The following is an 18,302-nucleotide window of genomic DNA, read 5'->3' on the forward strand; positions in this document are numbered from 1 at the left end:
AAACGCCTGCTAAACGGCAATTCCGCGTCGAAGACAGTGATACGCCTTAAGCCGTGAGCCGGCAGCCTGAGGGCATATCCGGCGCACGCGCAGGGTTATTTTCCCCACGGCAGTCCCACACCCTACCTTAAAAACGGGGAAAAATAAAGTCAGTGCGGGGACCTTCCGCCTGCGGAAGCCGCTTAAATCGCTGTCAGGACGCCGTTTTGGGGCCTCTGGCCATCACAAAGATGGTTAACAGAAGCCCGCTCCGAGGGAATCCGGGGCAGCTCAATCACCGTCGCCGGGGGCTTCGGAGAAATACTTCTCGAACTTGCCTTCTTCGGTCGCCAGGGCGTCGGCATTGGGCATCGCGTCCTTCTTGACCGTGATGTTCGGCCAGACCTCCGCATATTTGGCATTCACCTCGAGCCACTTCTCGAGCCCGCTTTCGGTATCGGGCTTGATGGCTTCTGCCGGGCATTCCGGCTCGCAAACGCCACAATCGATGCATTCATCCGGGTGGATGACCAGCATGTTCTCGCCCTCATAGAAGCAGTCGACCGGGCACACCTCCACGCAATCGGTGTATTTGCACTTAATGCAGAGGTCGTTGACGATATAGGTCATTCGGCGGAGCTCCAGTTGGCCGACGCGGACGAGGGCGGATCCCCCTCAAACCGCCCGCGACAGCCCGGGTCGAGAATTGCGTGCGCTTATACGAACAGGTTGGCCCGCCTCGCAACCCCTTGTGGAGAAGGCAGGTTTTCACAGTTCCCGTATGGGTTTTGGGCAATGTGCTGCCTGCCTCACCCTGCGGTCCTTGGCGCGGATATCAGACGTCAGCCTTGTGATTTCAAGCGCCGGAGTCGGGCACGGTCGCGGCTATCGGGTGCGGCATCAGGGCGCGGATTGTGGGCCGCGGACGCCTTACCTTCTTTAGGTGACGGTGGCGGGCTGTGATCCGCATAGAGGGTCGCCGCGATGGTCGCCGACCCGCGTTTCTCCACGAAGCCGGTTACTTCCACAACGCGAATACGGTCCCCCAGAGGGAAGGTGATCATGTCCCCCGCTTTCACCAGAAAGGCCGCTTTTGCCACGCGGGTGCCGTTCACCCGTGCCTTGCCTGTTGCAACGAATTTCGCGGCCAGGGACCGGGTCTTGAAGAAGCGCGCACACCACATCCAGCGGTCAATGCGTTGCTTCTCGCCACCGGCCTCAGGCACGGCTTCGGGAAGGGGCAGAGAGCGCTTTTGCGCGGCCAAGGGTGGTCAGCTCTTGTTCTTGAGCTGGCTGAGAACAGCAAACGGGCTGTCCGGATCCACGGGCTTGTCCGAGCGAGGCGGCCGGGCAGACATCTGGCGGGGACCCTTGTTGCCTCCCTTGCCGCCGGCATTTGGGCCGCCTTTCTTGCCGCCCTTGCGCGGGCCTTTGCCGCGGGTCGGGCCGCCGGGTTTGCCGCCCCCACCGGTCCGCGCGTTGGGTTCGCCATCCGCGGCCCGGCTCCTCGGGCCCTGGGGGCCGCGGTTCTTGCGCACCGGGCGCCAGAGGACAATCTCCTCCATGCCATCATCATCGGCGTTGGCGTCATCAGCGGCGGCGGTCTCTGATGCGTCTTCGGCAGCGTCCGTTGCGGCAATTTCGGTTTCAGAAACAGCGTTTTCTGCCGTAGTTGGCTTGGCCGTCGGATCTGTCTCTGTAGTTGCGGTTTCCTCGGCTGCGGGCGCCCCGGTAGCTTCCTGTGGGGTTGCTTCCTGTGGGTTTGCTTCCCCTGGGTCGGACGCCGGCTGCGGGGTTGCCTCTCCGCTGGCGTCCGGGGCAGCTTCGGCGGGAGCATCTGCTGCCGGAGCCGCGTCTTCCACGGGCTTTGCTTCCGGCATTTTCTTTACACGGATCGTCTGCGGCTTGAAGCCGAGCGAGGCAAGCAGGCCATCAAAGGCCTCGCCGGAGCAACCCACGAGCGACATCAGGTCGGCGTCCGCCACGAAGCCGGCGCCGCCGTAGCCATGGCCCAGTTCGGCGCGTGCAGCAATCTTGGGCCGGATGGCGTCGGCCAGACGTTCCAGCATGTCCAGGCGTACAGCCCGAGGCCCGCACACGCGGAAGCCAAGTGCCGGATAGAAGAAGTCCGGCACATTGTCTTCTGTCGGGGCCGAGGTGAGACCCGGCGCAGGCGGTGTCGGCAGGTCGATGGTGGCGTTGCCGGATCCGAAGACAGCGTGCAGCAGCAGGATCAGATGCGCGGGCGCGGGCTTCAGCAATGCCGGCAGGAAAATCGAGAATGCCCCGAAGCGCACGCCGTATTTGCGCAGCATGGCGCGGTCCGGCTGAGCGAGGGCTGTGATGTCATCGGCGGCCTCGTCCCGACGGATGGCGCCCAGCGCTTCCACCAGGCGGAAGGCCACGCCGCGGGCTAGGCCCGTCACGTCGTCGGCATCACGCAGCTTGATCAGCGGCTCTAGTACCTTGGCGATATGGGCTTCGACGAACTTCTCCAGCCGCTGGGTCGCGGCCAGGCGGTCGGCAGCCTGCAATTCTTCGCCGCATGTCAGTTCCACCTTCGGCGAGAGGCGATCGCCCCCCGCGATAAGGCGGCCGATTGCGGCGCTTTCCCACATGATGCGGCCATGCTCGGTCAACTCGAAGGCTGTGTCTTCGGCTGCGGCAATGCGGCGGGCGCGGGCTTCGATCTCGCCAGTCACGACCTTGTCGGCGGCAGCGCGCAGGGCCTTGCCGTCAACGCCTTCGGCGCGCGGGTCGGGCACGAACACCAGCCCTGCCAGGCGGCCGACAAACTCGCCTTCCACCATCACTTCGCCTTCTGCGCTTACTGACGCCATCAAATCCTCTCTCTGCTGCAGTCTTTTCAGCAGCACACTCGTCCGCCGGTCGATGAATTGCTGCGTTAACCGCTCGTGCAATGCGTCCGACAGCCTATCCTCTATCGCGCGCGTGACGCCCTGCCAATAGACAGGATCTTCCAGCCAGTCCGCGCGGTTGGCCACATATGTCCAGGTGCGTATATGCGCCAGACGCGACGCGAGCGTGTCAATATCCCCGTCGGTCCTGTCGGTGCGTTTTGTCTGGCTGGAAAACCAGTCTTCCGGGATGCGTCCTGGGCTGGCGCCATCATTGCGCATCAAATGATCATAGATGTTGGCCAGAAGGCTCGCATGTTCGTCGATCATCACCTTGCGGAAATCCGGGACCTGGGCGACCTCCCACAGGCGTTCGACGGCATCCCGCCCGGTTGCCAGCGGTTTGACCCGCGGATCGCGTGCCATCAGCGCCAAAGCGGCTGCGTCTGTCGCGTGGCGCGCACGCATCAGACCCTTGGCGGGGGGCGGCATGTCCAGGCTGTCAAACAAGTGCGAGAGCGACGCGAAATCGAGGTTGCTGTTGCGCCACATCAGCATCCGAACAGGATCGAAGCGGTGCTCTTCGATGTCCTCGATCTGCTCCTCGTCCAGCGCCGGGGCCTGGCCGGTGACGCCGAAGGTGCCGTCATTCATGTAGCGGCCGGCACGGCCTGCAATCTGGGCGATTTCAGCTGAGGTCAGGGCGCGGTGGTGGCGGCCGTCGAATTTTTCCAGACTCGCAAAGGCCACATGGTCCACATCCATGTTGAGGCCCATGCCGATGGCGTCGGTTGCGACGATGAAATCAACATCGCCCGACTGATAGAGCGCCACCTGGGCATTGCGCGTGCGCGGCGACAGGGCACCCATGACGACAGCCGCCCCGCCGCGATTGCGGCGGATGAGTTCTGCGATGGCGTAGACCTGGTCGGAGGAAAAGGCGACGACGGCGGAGCGGCGAGGCAGGCGGGAGATCTTCTTCGACCCGGCATAGGTGAGTTCGGAGAAGCGGGGCCGTTGCTCAAAGCGGCATCCTTTCACCAGGTCCTTGATGCGGCCGCGGATCGTGTCGGCGCCCAGGAACATCGTCTCCAGTTCGCCGCGGGCATGCATGAGGCGCTGGGTAAAGACATGCCCGCGCTCAGGGTCTGCGCAGAGCTGGATCTCATCGACCGCTAGGAAATCCACCGGCACGCCGACAGGCATGCTTTCGACCGTCGTCACCCAGTAGCGCGGATTATCCGGGATGATCTTCTCTTCGCCGGTGATCAGCGCGACGTTCATCGTGCCCACACGGTCTTTCACCCGGTCATAGACCTCCCGGGCGAGCAGCCGCAGCGGCAGGCCGATCATGCCGGTTTCGTGCCCCAGCATGCGCTCAATTGCCAGGTGGGTCTTGCCGGTATTGGTCGGGCCGAGCAGGGCCCAGACGCGGGCATCCGCGTCCATGCGCGGGCTGGCGGTCGAACTCATCATACGCGTGGGCTGGGAACGGCGGGCCATGACGGCGCGCACCTTGGGTCTCGCCCACCTGATTGGCAAGGTGAATTCTGCGTTGTTTTCCAAGGGAGATCGGGCAGTCGATTTACGAAACGGACCAACCCGTGAACGAAGGGCGTCCGAATCACTGACATGCGCCTATTCCCGGTTCGTTCACCGCTAGATGTTGCGGCTCCCGGGTGCGTGGGACGCCAGGGCCTGCACCTTGTGCGCATGCACCGGTGACCCTGCGTTAACGGGTTTTCGCGGGCCGTGAAGGCATTTGGGCGGGTGACCTTTCGCAAGACCCGAGTCTAGACTTGCTGTGAAACCGACAACAGCAAACGCCGAAGGCACAGACCCTTCGGCATCAGGGAGACGCATAATGGATTTCACCATCCCCAGGGAGATCACCGACTATCTGGCCGTGCTTGACGACTTCATCGACAAGGAAATCAAGCCGCTGCAGGCGCAGGACGACAATGAGCGGTTCTTCGATCATCGCCGCGAGCATGCGCGGACAGATTGGGACAATCAGGGCCTGCCGCGCGAGGAGTGGGAAGAGCTTCTGGGGGAAATGCGCCGGCGCGCTGACGCGGCGGGTCACCTGCGCTATGCGCTGCCGAAGGAATATGGCGGTCAGGATGGCACCAATCTCGGCATGGCGGTGATCCGCGAGCACCTGGCAGCCAAGGGCCTGGGTCTGCACAACGACCTTCAGAATGAAAGCTCCATCGTCGGCAATTTCCCGACGGCGCTGATGTTCCGGGACTTCGGCACTGAAGCGCAGAAGGAAAAATACCTCGGCGGCACGCTGGATGGATCCGTCCGGGTGGCATTCGGCCTCACCGAGCCGGACCATGGGTCGGATGCAACCTGGATGGAGACACGTGCGACGCCGGAGACCCGTGACGGCGTGGACGGCTATCTCATCAATGGCATGAAGATGTGGAACACGGGCGTTCATGTGGCGACCCATGACTTCGTGTTCGCCCGCACCTCTGGCGATGACGGGTCGGCGGTGGGCATTACGTGCTTCATCGTCCCGATGGACGCGCCGGGCGTCGAGATCGAGGAATATCTGTGGACCTTCAACATGCCGACGGACCATCCGCGGATTGCGTTCAAAGACGTGTGGGTGCCGGCGGATGAAAATTTGGGCGGCATCGACCACGGGCTTCAACTGGCACAGCATTTCGTGCATGAGAACCGCATCCGGCAGGCAGCCTCCAGCGTGGGCGCGGCGCAGTATTGCGTGAACGAAAGCGTTCGGTATGCCAAGGAGCGCAAACCCTTCGGCAAGCCGCTTGCAGCCAATCAGGCCATCCAGTTCCCGCTGGTGGAGCTGCATACGGATTGCGAAATGATCCGGACCCTGATCTTCAAGACCGCCTGGCAGATGGACCAGATGGCCAAGCCGGATGTCGCCAAGCTTCTGTCGGACAAGGTATCCATGTGCAACTACCGGGCAAACCGGCTGGTGTGCCAGGCTGCTGATACAGCGATGCAGGTGCATGGGGGTATCGGCTATTCACGACACAAGCCGTTCGAGCACATCTATCGCCACCATCGCCGGTACCGGATCACCGAGGGCTCGGAAGAGATCCAGATGCGCAAGGTTGGCGGTCACCTGTTCGGATTTATCGGCAAGTAACCCGCCGCACTCAGGCAGTGCGTGCCTCGAGGCCCTGCGGATCATCATCCGCGGGGCTGTCGGGGCTGGTGGCGCGCAGGCGCCATTCCGGCAGGGTGATGGTCACGCAGGTACCCTCTCCGGGCGTGCTGTCCAGCGCCAGCGTGCCGCCGTGTAGTTCGGTCAGCGACTTGGTGATGGGCAGGCCAAGGCCCGTGCCGCCGAAGCTGCGGGCCATGGGGCCTTCCGCCTGTCCGAAGGGCTCCATAACCTTGCTGATGAGATGGGGTTCGATCCCGATGCCGGTGTCGCACACAGCAATCCGCAGATCGCCCGATGCCGGGTCCGGGTGCATGGAGAGCGTCACCGTTCCGCCTGCGGGCGTGAACTTTGTGGCATTGGACAGGAGGTTCAGCAGGATCTGCTTGATTGCCCGCTCATCCACGAAGGCCCGTTCAAGGGCATCGTCGATTTCAACCGTCAGGGTCACGTGGTTTTCGTGAGCGCGGTGGCGCACCAGATCGGTTGACCAGGCGGCCGAGGTCGCCAGGTCGATCCACGTCTCATCCAGCTCGAACTGGCCGGCCTCGATCTTGGAGATGTCCAGAATGTCGTTGATGAGCGCGAGCAGGTGGCGGCCGGATGAATGGATGTCACCGATGTATTTGCTGTATTCCGGCGCGCCGACAGGGCCGAACATTTCCTCACGGATCATTTCCGAGAAGCCGATGATTGCGTTGAGCGGCGTGCGCAGCTCATGGCTCATATTGGCCAGGAACTGGCTCTTTGAATGGTTGGCGATCTCGGCAGCACGCAGGGCTTCGGACAGACGCTGGTCGGCGCGGCGGCGCTCGATGGTCAGCGCGGCGAGCTTGGCGGCACCTTCAAGGAAATTGACGTCGTCGCTGCTGGGGCTGCCGGGACGGCGGTAGATCATGGTGACCCCGCCCAACACACGCCCGTCGCGGGCATGAATGGGGTGCGACCATGCCGCGCCAACGTCCAAAGCCTCGGCTATGGCTTCGCGCCCCTTGAAAGCCCAATGGGTGGATGCGTTGGCCATGATCAATTGCTGATCTCTCACGACTGCCTGGCCGCACGGACCGGCGTCGCTGTCGGCCACCATGCCCTCATAGGTCTCGCGGTAGAGCGGCGCCATTGAGGGTGCTGCTGCCACATGAAAGCGGTTGTCGTCGTCGAGAAGAAGAACAGTGGCTCGCATGCCCGGCTTGAGCGCTTCCATCGCTTCGGCCAGACCGGTCAACACGTCTTCCATGCTGGCATTCGTGGCAAGCTTCTCCAGCACGCTCAGATGCATCTGGAGTTCGCTGTCGGTGTTCATGCGTTCGGTAGCGTCGCGCACGTTCATCACGACGCCGCCGATACTGGGATCATCCACCATGTTATTGGCGGACGTCTCGATCCAGATCTTCCGGCCCGAGAAAGTGCGGGCCCAGACCGCGAGTTCCGACCTGTTGCCCGGGGCTTCCAGCAATTCGTAGAAGGTCTTTTCCATCACCGGCAGATATTCATCGGTCGCGAGCTTGGCCGCCGGGTAGTCCACCAGTTGGCTCGGTGTTGCATCGAACATGCGGGCCACGGCATCGGTGGTGAACTTTATGTTGCCGGATGGATCAATGATGGCGATGCCGTCAAAAGCATTATCGACCAGTGCGCGGAAGCGGCGTTCACTGGACTTGAGGCGCTCATTGGCCTGTTCCGCTTCCCGCAGGGCGCTGTCGGATCCGGCCTTGGCCTTGGCCAGATCCCGGATGAGGTCATCATGCTCCAGGCGCAGGGCAATGGCGGACTCCGCCTGGGCGATCATCTGCTTCGCTACGGTGAGCATGAACAGATAGACGAGCACGATGAGGGCCGCGACGCCGTAATAGATGCCGTCGCCGGACAATATGCAGGCTGCCGCGATCGCAGATGTGATGGGCAGGGTGCAGGCAAAATAGATGCGCCACTCATAGGCAGTGGTGGCCGTGGCAACGGACAGGTGGGAGATAAAAAGCAGCAGCAGGAAGAAGTCCTGCCCCTGGCTGCTTGGCGACCAGTACATCACCAGCATCGCCGACCAGACAGCGTTGGCGTTGAGGTAGCGCAGGGCCAGTGACGTGCTCAGCTTGCGCGGGTCCGATGACAGGCGGCCTGCGAAATAGCGCATCGAGAACAGCGCGATTTCAGCCCAGATCGCCACCACGGCGACAGCCCACATCAGCACCACGGGCCGCGACACCGTCGTGGTCAGCGTGGCAATGACCAACACACCGATAAGCGGGAACAGGAGCGGCAGCGCCCTGTGATTGCTCATGATGCGGTTGAACATCGCCCGCTGGATCGCGTCGCCATGCATGGTCGGCGTGGCCGCACGGGAGTGCAGGCGATCTAGCTGCAGGGGCTTGGGGCCGTTGGCCACGTGGAACTCCGCTCGAAGGCAAACCTTGTTGAACGCAGCCCTGCGGCACAGCCTGTTCAGGCATAAGACAGGCAGGTTGCGTCCAGCTGATTGTCCATCGAACTTGTAAATCTGCGCCTAACGCTAAAAATATTTGTTTCCAGCCATTTAGCGGGCGTAGCGCGGAGTGCTTAGCGGTTGTGGGACATGCTGGCCTGCATCATCGGCTCACCACTGATATCTGCCTTTGTGAGGTGCACTAGGGCTGACCCGAACGGGGTGCGCAGCTGCAGCCGCACCGGAAGGAGAATGTCCTGTTTGCCGCCTGCGCCCTTGAACGGTGCCATCCACAGCTTAATCGGCGGGGAGGGATCGCGGGCTTCCTGCAGCTTCCATTCGCGGCTCTGGCCCGCTAGGGGCACATATTTGAGATCACAGGTAATGGTGTCGCCTTCATAAACAGCCTGATTGCTCGCGGAGAGTGCTTCAGCGCCTGTCCGCTTGAAATCGAGTGCGAATACGCGGCGGCCATCGAAGACCTTGACCCGCTCGGAGCAGGCCCGGTCAGCGGGGCGCAACGACGAATAAAGGCTTGCGGTCAGAGGGTCGACCGTGCCGATGGCAAGGCCCGAGCGCAGCGCAGCGGCCTGCTGAGGTTCGAGGGCCGGCTCGGCGCTGACGTCGAAAGTCCCTTCGCCATTGCGGACCATTTCGAGGGCGCGTGCGCCGAACCGGGAGTCTGACGCGGTTCGGAACCGCTCCGGCGCCGGGCCGTCCTCGGTCAACCGGCCGACCGCATTGGATTCCAATTCGGCGTCCGCAATGCTGTCCGCCAACCCGGCGGTCGCAGCGCGGGTGGTGATGTTGTAATCCGTGTCAGAGATGACAGCGGTGGTCTCCAGCGTCCCGAGTAACAGACCTGCGCCATAGAACTCGTAGGTCAGGCGGATGGTCGGGCCGTCAGGTTGCGGCCTTTCCGCTTCATTCGTACCCCGCGTCTCCGTGACCGGCGCAGGCATGGCTGCGGCCGACTGCGGGAGCGCCGCGAAGCCGACAAATGCCGTTAGGGCAAGTGCACAGGCTTTTCTTGCAGAAATGTTGGACGAACAGGCTGGCACGGCACGCATGGTCAAAGCCTCCTCAACGGACAAGGGGCTTTGCCTTGGGCCAAATCCCCTGCGTCAGTATTCGCGGATCTCGGTGCTGCGGATCACCGCGCCGCCATAGGGCGTAGGCGCGATAATGCGCACCGGCACGAGGAACCCGGCGGCATTGAGCGGTGCTAGCCATACTTCCACCCGCTGCGGGTCTTCTTTCAGCCGGGTCATCGCATCCGCACTGTAACCTGCAACCGGGGTCAGGCGCCCTTCACATTTATGGGCGGGGCCGGAATAGCCTTCGTCGGCCTCGAGATTGGTTTCCCCTTCATAAGCGACGGTGATGTCGAAGCGACGCCATCCGTCAAAAACCGGGACCGGTGCGCCGCACGGGGCACCCTTGGATGCTGCTGAGAGCTCCGGTGACAGTGCCAGCAGCGCGCTTACAGGGTCCAAGGCGCCTTTCTTGTGGAAGTCCGACAGGAGATCCGGCTTGCGCTTGGGCGGGGGCAGGGCAAGCACGCTGGCGGGGCCTGTTTTGTTGAAGGTGATCTGCAACTGGCTCGACAGGCCGGAAGCGGTCACATAATCGGATGTGAAAATCTGCGGTTTCACTGCGTTTTCTTCCTGCGCGCCTGCAGCGAACAGGGTCAGGGTCGCGTCCTCCGTGGTGCCGGCTACTTCTTCGGTCTTGATGCGGGTTTCGAGCTGGTAGCGCTGACGCTCAAGTGTGGCTGAAAGAGTAAGCGTGCCGATCTTTGCGCCGCCTACATACATTACATAGTCCACCGCGACCGCGGCTTGTGCCGCAGGGGCTGCCAGCAGGGCTGCCAGAAAAGCGGAGACGTGTAACGGGGCATTCAGGATGCGCATTGATCTACCTTGTTCAGTGCCCCGCGAGGCTTGGACCCGTGAGGAGCACACAGTCTCCCCGCTCCCGCCATGCTCCATAGCGCGGATTAATGTCCGTTTTACAGCCAAAGCGGCCCGGGCGCAGTCCCTGAGCCTTGGTGAGGTGCCGTGCGAGGTTTATTTGGCCGAGGCGCGGGCGGGCAGACCGGTGGCAACTTCAAAGCGGGTGGAGCGGGCGACCAGCGTGCCGAGGGGTGTTGAAACCTCAATGCGTGCAGGCACGAGTGCATTGGCGCCGGTCACAGGTGCCAGCCACACGCTGATGGGCATGGGGTCGCGGCGCATATCGCGGATGGTTTCACGCTTGTAGCCTGCAATCGGCACCAGCACGGCATTGCAACGAACAACAGGGCCTTCATAGCCCTTGGCGTCCTCCAGGGTGCTCATCCGTTCGAACGACATCACGAAATCATAGCGGCGGCGGCCGTCATAGACCGGGATCTTGCGGTCGCAGGCGTCAGGGGTCGGGGCGGCCATGGGGATGATCATGGCCGACAGGGGATCCACCGTGTTGCGCAACTGGCTTGTATGGGTCGCTACGCGGTCGGAATTGTCATAGGGCGGATCTGCGGCCACCAGCGGAGCGCCGTCCGGGCCATACGCCACATCGATGAGCTGGATATTGTCCTGGTCGATGTTGCGGGCCTTGTAGCGGGCGGTCTGCATCAGGTCATCGGTGCGGCCACCGCTGGCGGTGAGATCAAAGACCTGCCGGAAAACATGGTCAGTGATGCCTTCCGTCCGCACCACGCTCTTTGCTTCGTAACCCTCTCCCTCGAAGGCCGCGGTCATGGAGATCGAGCCGAATTTGAGGCCGCCAAGGCGTGCGTCCATGACGATATCCAGATGGGTGCGGGGGCCTGTGCCGGTTACTGCTCCGGTGGCATTCGGCGGGGTGGGGGCTGCCAGGGTGATGCCGGCTATGCCAAGTGTTGCGAATGCCGTGAGAATGGCGGCCAGATGAAAAGGAAACCGCCGCATTTCAACCGGTTTTCTTGCGATGAATCGCCAATTACGCTGCATGCCGCCCTCCTGAGGCCCTATCGGCGCACGGACGGTGTCCGGCGCGGGCCTGTTGTTCTGGTGTTAGCGGCCATTAACGGTTCGTGCGCCTGAACACTGCCTGAACGGGAGGCGTTGCGTGTATGAGGGCAAAATTACCGGTGTTTTCGGCGCCACGGGCTTGACGCACCGGGGCCTTCCCCCCTATACCCGCGCCTTCTCAATCCGCTTAGTTTGATTATTCAGGAGATGGGCATGGCCCGCCGCTGCGAACTTACGGGCAAGGGTGTCCAGACCGGCAACAATGTGAGCCACGCGGTCAACAAGACCCGCCGCCGCTTTCTGCCGAATCTGTGCAATGTGACGCTGTCCAGCGAAAAGCTCGGCCGGAACGTGAAGGTGCGCGCAAGCGCTGCTGCCCTTCGCTCCGTCGAACACAAGGGTGGCCTGGACGCGTTCCTGGCTTCCGCACGCGAAGAGAGCCTGTCTCTCAACATGCGCCGCATGAAGCGTGAGCTGGCCAAGGCACAGGCCGCTTCTGCCTAAGACAGCCTCACACGGCTGTTACGTTAACCAATTAGGGTCCGTCCTCTTTCGCGGGGGCGGGCCCTTTTTGCTGCCTTGGGGGGTGCCGGGTTCGGGGTGGCCTAGCTGCGGGCTTCAGACCGTCTGCCAATTACCAATGTGCGTGCGGGATCCGGCTATTGCCGGCCTCGCGATGTGCCCGGCTGGCATGTAGGCTGCAAGGTCTCTCCCGAAATTGAGGTCTCGACTGGGGCATCAGGGGACAGGAGAGAGTGGAATGGTTATGGCAGACAGCCGGTTTCATCAGTCTATGGATCATAAGCCCAGCATTCTTGCGGCGGTTTTCCGGTTTCTGGGTCAGCTTGTGCTGCCCGGCCTGGCCTTTCTCGCGGTCGCTGTTCTGGCGTTCCTTGATCGTGACGTGCCGGTGTCCCTTATCGGTGCAGCCCGCGTTACGGGGGTCGACCTGACACCCGGTGGCTGGTTCACCATGGCACATGTGTGGATCCTGGCTCTGTTCCTCGTCGCCAATCTGACGGGCCGCCGCTACGGCCTGCCCGTGACCCTCGGCAGCCTTGCCCTGGCAACGGGGCTGATTGCCGGTTTCTGGGCATATGCCACCTATGGGGACGCTCATGTCATTCTGCCGGCACCCGTCCTGGCGGCTGTCAGCGACACGAGTCTTTGCATTGCCGTGGTGCTGTCGGTGCTGACCGGGCTGCTGATCAATGTGGTGGTGTTCGACCTGGTGCGGGGTCGCCCCTGGTGGAAGGCGCCGCTTCTGGCGCCGCTGTTCGGCGGTATTGCCTTTGCCGCCCTGTTCCATGGCCTTGCCAACGATGCGCTTGGCGGTGATTTCGGGGAGCGGTTCGTGGCCCATCTCGGCATTGTTGCCTTCGCCACCCTGGTGATGCTGGTGATCTACCATGCGCTGCGTGGCATGATCCCGCCTGCCGCCGGGTATGGCGGTGCCTGATCGCTTTGCCTGATGCCTTGCCTGATGCCCTCGTCTGGTCCCTGGGCCTGATGGCGGCGTAAGGGCGGCGGTCAATCGTTGCTTGTCAGTTCGAACATGAAGAGCAGGGTGCGCTGGAGCGGGTTGAAGTTGTCGTCCGACACCAGGTAGGCGAAGACGCGCCCGTCAGCATCCTGCCTCACGGCTAGGCCTTCCATGTTATCCACGCTCTGACCGGCGCTCGAGCGATACAGCACGGGGCCGTCCAGCGGCGTCTGCCGCAATGCGTCCGTGGTGAGGGCAGGAGCGGGCAGACGGCGGATCTGCGCTCCGACCCCGCCGAGGGGGCTGTATCGCCGCTCAAGGGTCAGGACATCCCCATCCGGCAGCAGCGCCATGTCCGTGAGGTCGAAGGGCGGCAGGCGGACAAGGCTGATCTCTGTTGAGCCGCCTGGGGCCACGTGCCAGCCAAGAATCTCATTGCCCGCACGCATTGTCGCTTCCGTGATGACGATCAGCCTGTTGCCGGGCAGAGAGGCCAGCGCTTCAAGACCCTTGTTGTTCTCTGCCTGTGCCAGGGCCGGTGATACGTCCACTGGCCGGGCTGTGGCGGCAAAGCCCTGGGCCTCGACATCATAAGCCCAGACCCTGTGTCTGCGTTCGAAGGAAACAGCGAGGCGCCCGTCGTCAAGGCGCGTAAGCCCTTCGGCGTCGCCCCGCCTCTTGCTGTCGGCCACGCTTTCTCCCTGCTCATCAAGGATCGGGGCCATCCGCATGTCCGAGACGCCTGAAAGCGCCCCATCGTCGTAGGAGAGGCGCGCGGTGAGCCAGTAGCCTGTGTCGGTCACCGCTGTGAGACCCGTACCGTCCGCATCTATCAGCAAGCCGGAGATACCCCCGAAACGCTCATCGGCAGAGCGCAGTTCAAGTCCGCCGCGCCAGGCAAAGTGGCTGCTGCCGTCAGGCGCGGTAAGTGTGCTGTCGGGATCGGCCGTATCCAGCGGGACTGTGCCGTAGGTGATGGCGACAGGCGTGCCTGCGCTGTCGGCAGCCAAGGGGCCCGCACCGAGGCACAGGGACAGTGTCAACGCGAGCGGACAGGCTGCGAGGCGGGCAGAAACACGCATGGGGTGTCCTCGTGCGTCGGATATCTACTTGGCGGCAGGCACGGATTGCGGCGGCACCTGGGGCATGCCTTCCCGTTTGCGCGGGGCGGCGGCCTGCTTGATGGCCTTCGGGTCGTCGTCGAAGAGTTCCGCCAGCTTTTCGGTCATCGCTCCGCCCAGCTGTTCGGCATCGACGATGGTGACCGCGCGCTTGTAATAACGGGTGACGTCATGGCCAATACCGATGGCGATCAATTCGACCGGCGACTTGGTCTCGATCTGCTCGATGACCTCGCGCAAATGCCGTTCGAGGTAATTGCCCGAATTGACCGACAGGGTGCTGTCGTCCACCGGCGCACCGTCGGAAATCACCATCAGGATGCGGCGCTGCTCAGGCCGGCCCAGGAGCCGGTTGTGACCCCAGATCAGCGCCTCACCGTCGATGTTTTCCTTTAGCAGCCCTTCGCGCATCATCAGGCCGAGATTGCGCCGAGCGCGCCGCCACGGGGCGTCCGCGGCCTTGTAGATGATGTGGCGCAGGTCGTTGAGGCGGCCCGGTGCCGGCGGCTTGCCTGCAGTGAGCCACTGCTCGCGGGCCTGTCCGCCCTTCCAGGCGCGGGTCGTGAAGCCGAGGATCTCGGTCTTCACCGAGCACCGCTCAAGGGTGCGCGCCAGAATGTCGGCACACATGGCCGCGACGGTGATCGGGCGGCCCCGCATGGAGCCCGAATTGTCGAGCAGCAGCGTCACCACCGTGTCGCGGAAATCCATGTCCTTTTCGATCTTGTAGGACAGCGGATGCATGGGATCGATGACGATGCGGCTCAGCCGCGCGGCATCAAGCATTCCCTCTTCGAGGTCGAACTCCCAGGTGCGGTTCTGTTTGGCCTGCAGGCGGCGCTGCAGGCGGTTGGCGAGCCTGGCGACCACGCCCTGCATCTGCTGCAGCTGCTGGTCGAGATATTGGCGCAACCGGCCCAGCTCCTCGGCGTCGCACAGGTCTTCGGCGGCAATCACTTCGTCGAAGGCTGCCGTGTAGACCTTGTAGCCTGAGCCCTTGTTGTTGTCGGCAGTGCCGTCAGGACGCCAGGGCTGCTGACCCTCGGCATTGTCTTCGGGGTCACCCTCAACCTGCTGGTCTTCGGCCTCCACCTCAACGGTCTGTTCTTCGCCGTCCTGGGGGTCGCCGTCGGCCATCTCGAGCTCTTCAGCGGACATGCCTTCGGCCTGCTCGGCTTCGCCGCCTTCGATGTTCTCCTCGCCGGGAGCATCACCCTCGTCCTGATCGTCGGATTCCTGATCGTCCGCCTGGTCCGGGGTATCGCCCAGTTCATCGCCCATTTCGAGGTCGGCGATGATGTCGCGGGTAGCGTGCGCGAAGGCCTCCTGATCATGGATCAGGTCGTTCAGGCGCTCGAAATCCGGCCCGGCCTTTTCCTCGATCCAGGGCCGCCACAAATCCACCATGGCGCGGGCACTGGAGGGCGGCTCGGCGCCGGTGAGCTTCTCGCGCACCAGCATGCTCACAACCTCTTCGATGGGCGCATCGATGCGATCGGTGATGGTGGAGAAGCCGCGCTTGTCGCATTTGTCTTCGAGAGCCGCAGTCAGGTTGTTGGCTACGCCCTTCATGGCATTGGCGCCGAGCGCCTCGACACGGGCTGTCTCTGCTGCTTCGAAGACGGCCTTGGCCGTACCCCCTTCGGGCATCAACTGGGTATGGGTGCCCAAGTCGTGATGGGCGATACGCAGGGCGATGGAATCAGCCGAGCCGCGGCACTGTGCAACCTCTTCTGCCTGCAACTCTCGCGAGGGCAGAGGGAGGCGCACGGTGGTGCCGCGCAGGCTTGCCGGTTCGGTGCCGAAATTGACAGTCAGGTCATCGCGCCCCGCGATGGAACGCAATGCCTGTGTCACGGCCCGCTTGAACGGTTCGACCGGATTTTCCTTGTTGTTTGACACGGATTACCTGCCTTCAGGCCTGTCGCTTCAGGCCAGTTCCAGGTTTGCCGCGGACTGGGGAAGTTCCTCGCCGAAGCAGCGCTGGTAGAACTCGGCCACGGTGGCACGTTCCAGCTCATCGCACTTGTTGAGGAAGGTCACCTGGAAGCCGAAGCCAACATCCGAGAAGATTTCCGCGTTTTCCGCCCAGGTAAGCACCGTGCGCGGGCTCATCACCGTGGAGATGTCGCCATTGATGAAGGCATTGCGGGTGAGGTCGGCGACCCGGACCATGGCGGACACGGTCTTCTTGCCTTCCTCGTTCTGGAAATGCTTGGCCTTGGCCAGCACGATGTCCACTTCGCGGTCATGCGGCAGGTAGTTCAGCGTGGTGACGATCGACCAGCGGTCCATCTGGCCCTGGTTGATCTGCTGGGTGCCGTGATAAAGGCCGCTGGTGTCGCCCAGGCCGATGGTGTTGGTGGTCGAGAACAGCCGGAAGGACGTGTGCGGGCGAATGACCTTGTTCTGGTCGAGCAGGGTGAGCTTGCCGGCCACTTCGAGAATGCGCTGGATCACGAACATCACGTCGGGACGGCCGGCGTCATATTCGTCAAAGACCAGGGCAACCGGGTGCTGCAGCGCCCACGGCAGAATACCTTCGCGGAACTCGGTCACCTGCTTGCCGTCCTTGAGGACGATGGCGTCCTTGCCGATCAGGTCGATACGGCTGACATGGCTGTCGAGATTGATGCGGATGCACGGCCAGTTGAGGCGCGCGGCCACCTGTTCAATGTGGGTGGACTTGCCGGTGCCGTGGTAGCCCTGAACCATCACGCGGCGGTTGTGAGCAAAGCCTGCGAGGATGGCGAGGGTGGTTTCCTTGTTGAAGAGGTAGTCCGGGTCGAAGTCCGGGACGTAGTCGCTCTTCTCCTTGAAGGCCGGCACGGTGAGATTGCTATCAAACCCGAAGACTTCCTTCACCGACACGGTCGTGTCGGGGGCGTGGGTCGGTATCATTCCGGTATTGGTCTCGGTCATTGGGCTGACAACGCTCTTCTTCAACATAAACACCGGCCATTGAGCCGGTCCGGTCCCGGTGCCGGTCGGGCAGCACCTTAGGGCCGTGAAACCAGAGTGGCCATGCCCGCTCAGGGCGCGGTCCACGCATGTTTGCCGGCACCGGACAATTGCCGGTGCTGACGGTGAAATCTCTGTCCGGGCTTCGTCCCGGGCTGCCGGTAATGCCGGGCGCGGGACAAGGACGTGCCGGATGGCACCATATTGGCAGGCCCGGGCCGAGGACACATGCAAAAAACCGGAAAGGAACCCGGAAATCCGCAATATGTGCCAGCTGCACCCGACGGCGCCGCACTCTAGCAAAAACCGCAGGTCAGCAGTAACCCGTGGATTTCAGATAGTTGTAGGCCTCAATGACGCTGCGTAACCGGTCTTCGGAGGAACGGTCGCCGCCATTGGCGTCGGGATGATGCAGCTTTACCAGCCGTTTGTAGTTGGTCTTGATGTCGTCCGCAGTGGCGTCCCCGTCAAGGCCGAGGGTCTCAAGCGATTTCGCTTCCTTCGGTCGCAGGCGGCGGCGGGCGCCGTCCGGTGCGGTCGTGGTGCCGCCGTCGGTGGCAAATCCGAAGGGGTCGTAGACTGTGGGGTCTGCCTCGGAGCCCACGAATCCGAACCGGCTGGCTGCCGCGGCGCCGCGGTTTGACCCGACGCCCCATGTCGGCCGGTGGCCGGTTGCGGCCTCTTTCTGAAACCGCGCCACGTCATCATCGGACATGCCGTCGAAGTAATTCCACGACTTGTTGAACTCGCGCACATGGGCTTCACACAGCCAGCGATACCGGCGAGCATCGCCCACCGTCTGCTTGTTGGCGGGGGCCTTGTGGGTGCCTTCGGCCTTGCAGCCCGGCCAGGAGCAATCATGCTTGCGCGCACGGCGCCGGGCCGCCGCCTCCTCGGCAGCATTGCGCGAGCGGGGCGGCACTTTTACGAACTCGCGGTATTTGGCCCAGGAACTCATGCTGTGATTATGTAAACCGAGAGGTTACGAAACAACCCAAGCGGCCCCTATCTCATGGCCCCCCTGCGTCCTGCGCAGGGCAAATGACGGATTTTTTCATGAGTGTTGCAGAAACCATCAAGGCCAAGCTCACCTCGGCGCTTGATCCGACCCGGCTGGACATCACGGACGACTCTGCACGGCATGTGGGCCATGCAGGTGCATCGGGCGGTGGCGAAAGCCATTTCAAGGTGGTTGTGGTGTCTGAAGTGTTTGACGGCAAGTCGCGGATCGAACGTCACATGTTGGTGAACGAAGCCCTCGCAGAAGAATTGCGCGGGCCCATCCACATGCTCCAGATCAAGGCGATGACGCCGGCGGAAGAATGGCAATAGCG

15 protein-coding genes are annotated in these 18,302 nt (G+C 62.9%); 4 read left to right on the forward strand and 11 right to left on the reverse strand.

Annotated elements, in window-relative coordinates; genetic code table 11:
• Positions 1-270 precede the first annotated feature (270 nt).
• From fdxA to HG718_RS00875, 3 genes are all read right to left on the reverse strand, one after another.
• The gene (gene fdxA / locus HG718_RS00865) at positions 271-609 is read right to left on the reverse strand and encodes a ferredoxin FdxA (protein ID WP_027839397.1); all 339 of its coding nucleotides are present in this window, start codon (positions 607-609) and stop codon (positions 271-273) included.
• Positions 610-821: 212 nt separating this feature from the next.
• Positions 822-1,244 carry an RNA-binding S4 domain-containing protein gene (locus HG718_RS00870; protein ID WP_205345618.1) on the reverse strand — a complete coding sequence of 141 codons (423 nt, stop codon included), beginning with the start codon at positions 1,242-1,244 and terminating at the stop codon, positions 822-824.
• A gap of 6 nt (positions 1,245-1,250) precedes the next feature.
• A complete protein-coding gene (locus tag HG718_RS00875) occupies positions 1,251-4,313 on the reverse strand; it encodes a helicase-related protein (RefSeq protein ID WP_246240065.1) in 3,063 nt (1,020 codons plus the stop codon).
• 388 nt (positions 4,314-4,701) lie between these two features.
• Between HG718_RS00875 and HG718_RS00880 the strand changes: the two genes are divergently transcribed.
• Positions 4,702-5,970 carry an acyl-CoA dehydrogenase family protein gene (locus HG718_RS00880; RefSeq protein WP_160586649.1) on the forward strand — a complete coding sequence of 423 codons (1,269 nt, stop codon included), beginning with the start codon at positions 4,702-4,704 and terminating at the stop codon, positions 5,968-5,970.
• Between the two features lie 10 nt (positions 5,971-5,980).
• On the opposite strand, the gene HG718_RS00885 is transcribed toward HG718_RS00880, so the two are convergent.
• From HG718_RS00885 to HG718_RS00900, 4 genes are all read right to left on the reverse strand, one after another.
• A complete protein-coding gene (locus HG718_RS00885) occupies positions 5,981-8,371 on the reverse strand; it encodes a PAS domain-containing sensor histidine kinase (protein ID WP_160586650.1) in 2,391 nt (796 codons plus the stop codon).
• A gap of 170 nt (positions 8,372-8,541) precedes the next feature.
• On the reverse strand, positions 8,542-9,477 hold the full coding sequence (locus tag HG718_RS00890) for a DUF3108 domain-containing protein (protein ID WP_027839394.1): 936 nt from the start codon (positions 9,475-9,477) through the stop codon (positions 8,542-8,544).
• A 54-nt stretch (positions 9,478-9,531) separates the two neighbouring features.
• Positions 9,532-10,320 (reverse strand): DUF3108 domain-containing protein, encoded by a 789-nt coding sequence (locus tag HG718_RS00895; RefSeq protein WP_160586651.1) that lies wholly within the window; start codon positions 10,318-10,320, stop codon positions 9,532-9,534.
• 156 nt (positions 10,321-10,476) lie between these two features.
• Entirely contained in the window at positions 10,477-11,340 is an 864-nt protein-coding gene (locus HG718_RS00900; protein WP_160586652.1) for a DUF3108 domain-containing protein, read from the reverse strand.
• 276 nt (positions 11,341-11,616) lie between these two features.
• Between HG718_RS00900 and rpmB the strand changes: the two genes are divergently transcribed.
• Together rpmB and HG718_RS00910 are read left to right on the forward strand one after the other, a co-directional pair.
• Positions 11,617-11,907 carry a 50S ribosomal protein L28 gene (rpmB, locus tag HG718_RS00905; protein ID WP_027839393.1) on the forward strand — a complete coding sequence of 97 codons (291 nt, stop codon included), beginning with the start codon at positions 11,617-11,619 and terminating at the stop codon, positions 11,905-11,907.
• A gap of 256 nt (positions 11,908-12,163) precedes the next feature.
• Entirely contained in the window at positions 12,164-12,862 is a 699-nt protein-coding gene (locus tag HG718_RS00910; RefSeq protein WP_160586653.1) for a hypothetical protein, read from the forward strand.
• A 71-nt stretch (positions 12,863-12,933) separates the two neighbouring features.
• Here the strand turns inward: HG718_RS00910 and HG718_RS00915 are convergent, their stop codons facing one another.
• From HG718_RS00915 to HG718_RS00930, 4 genes are all read right to left on the reverse strand, one after another.
• Entirely contained in the window at positions 12,934-13,968 is a 1,035-nt protein-coding gene (locus HG718_RS00915) for an esterase-like activity of phytase family protein (RefSeq protein ID WP_160586654.1), read from the reverse strand.
• A 24-nt stretch (positions 13,969-13,992) separates the two neighbouring features.
• The gene (gene cobT / locus HG718_RS00920; protein ID WP_160586655.1) at positions 13,993-15,909 is read right to left on the reverse strand and encodes a cobaltochelatase subunit CobT; all 1,917 of its coding nucleotides are present in this window, start codon (positions 15,907-15,909) and stop codon (positions 13,993-13,995) included.
• A gap of 27 nt (positions 15,910-15,936) precedes the next feature.
• Positions 15,937-16,929 (reverse strand): cobaltochelatase subunit CobS, encoded by a 993-nt coding sequence (gene cobS / locus HG718_RS00925; RefSeq protein WP_036262943.1) that lies wholly within the window; start codon positions 16,927-16,929, stop codon positions 15,937-15,939.
• 352 nt (positions 16,930-17,281) lie between these two features.
• Positions 17,282-17,926, reverse strand: a complete 645-nt coding sequence (locus HG718_RS00930) for a J domain-containing protein (protein WP_027839389.1) — start codon at positions 17,924-17,926, stop codon at positions 17,282-17,284.
• Between the two features lie 98 nt (positions 17,927-18,024).
• Between HG718_RS00930 and HG718_RS00935 the strand changes: the two genes are divergently transcribed.
• Positions 18,025-18,300, forward strand: coding sequence for a BolA family protein (locus tag HG718_RS00935; protein WP_160586656.1), 276 nt, complete (start codon positions 18,025-18,027; stop codon positions 18,298-18,300).
• The last annotated feature ends 2 nt before the right edge of the window (positions 18,301-18,302 follow it).

The sequence above is a fragment of the Pyruvatibacter mobilis genome, assembly GCF_012848855.1.
Lineage (GTDB): Bacteria > Pseudomonadota > Alphaproteobacteria > CGMCC-115125 > CGMCC-115125 > Pyruvatibacter > Pyruvatibacter mobilis.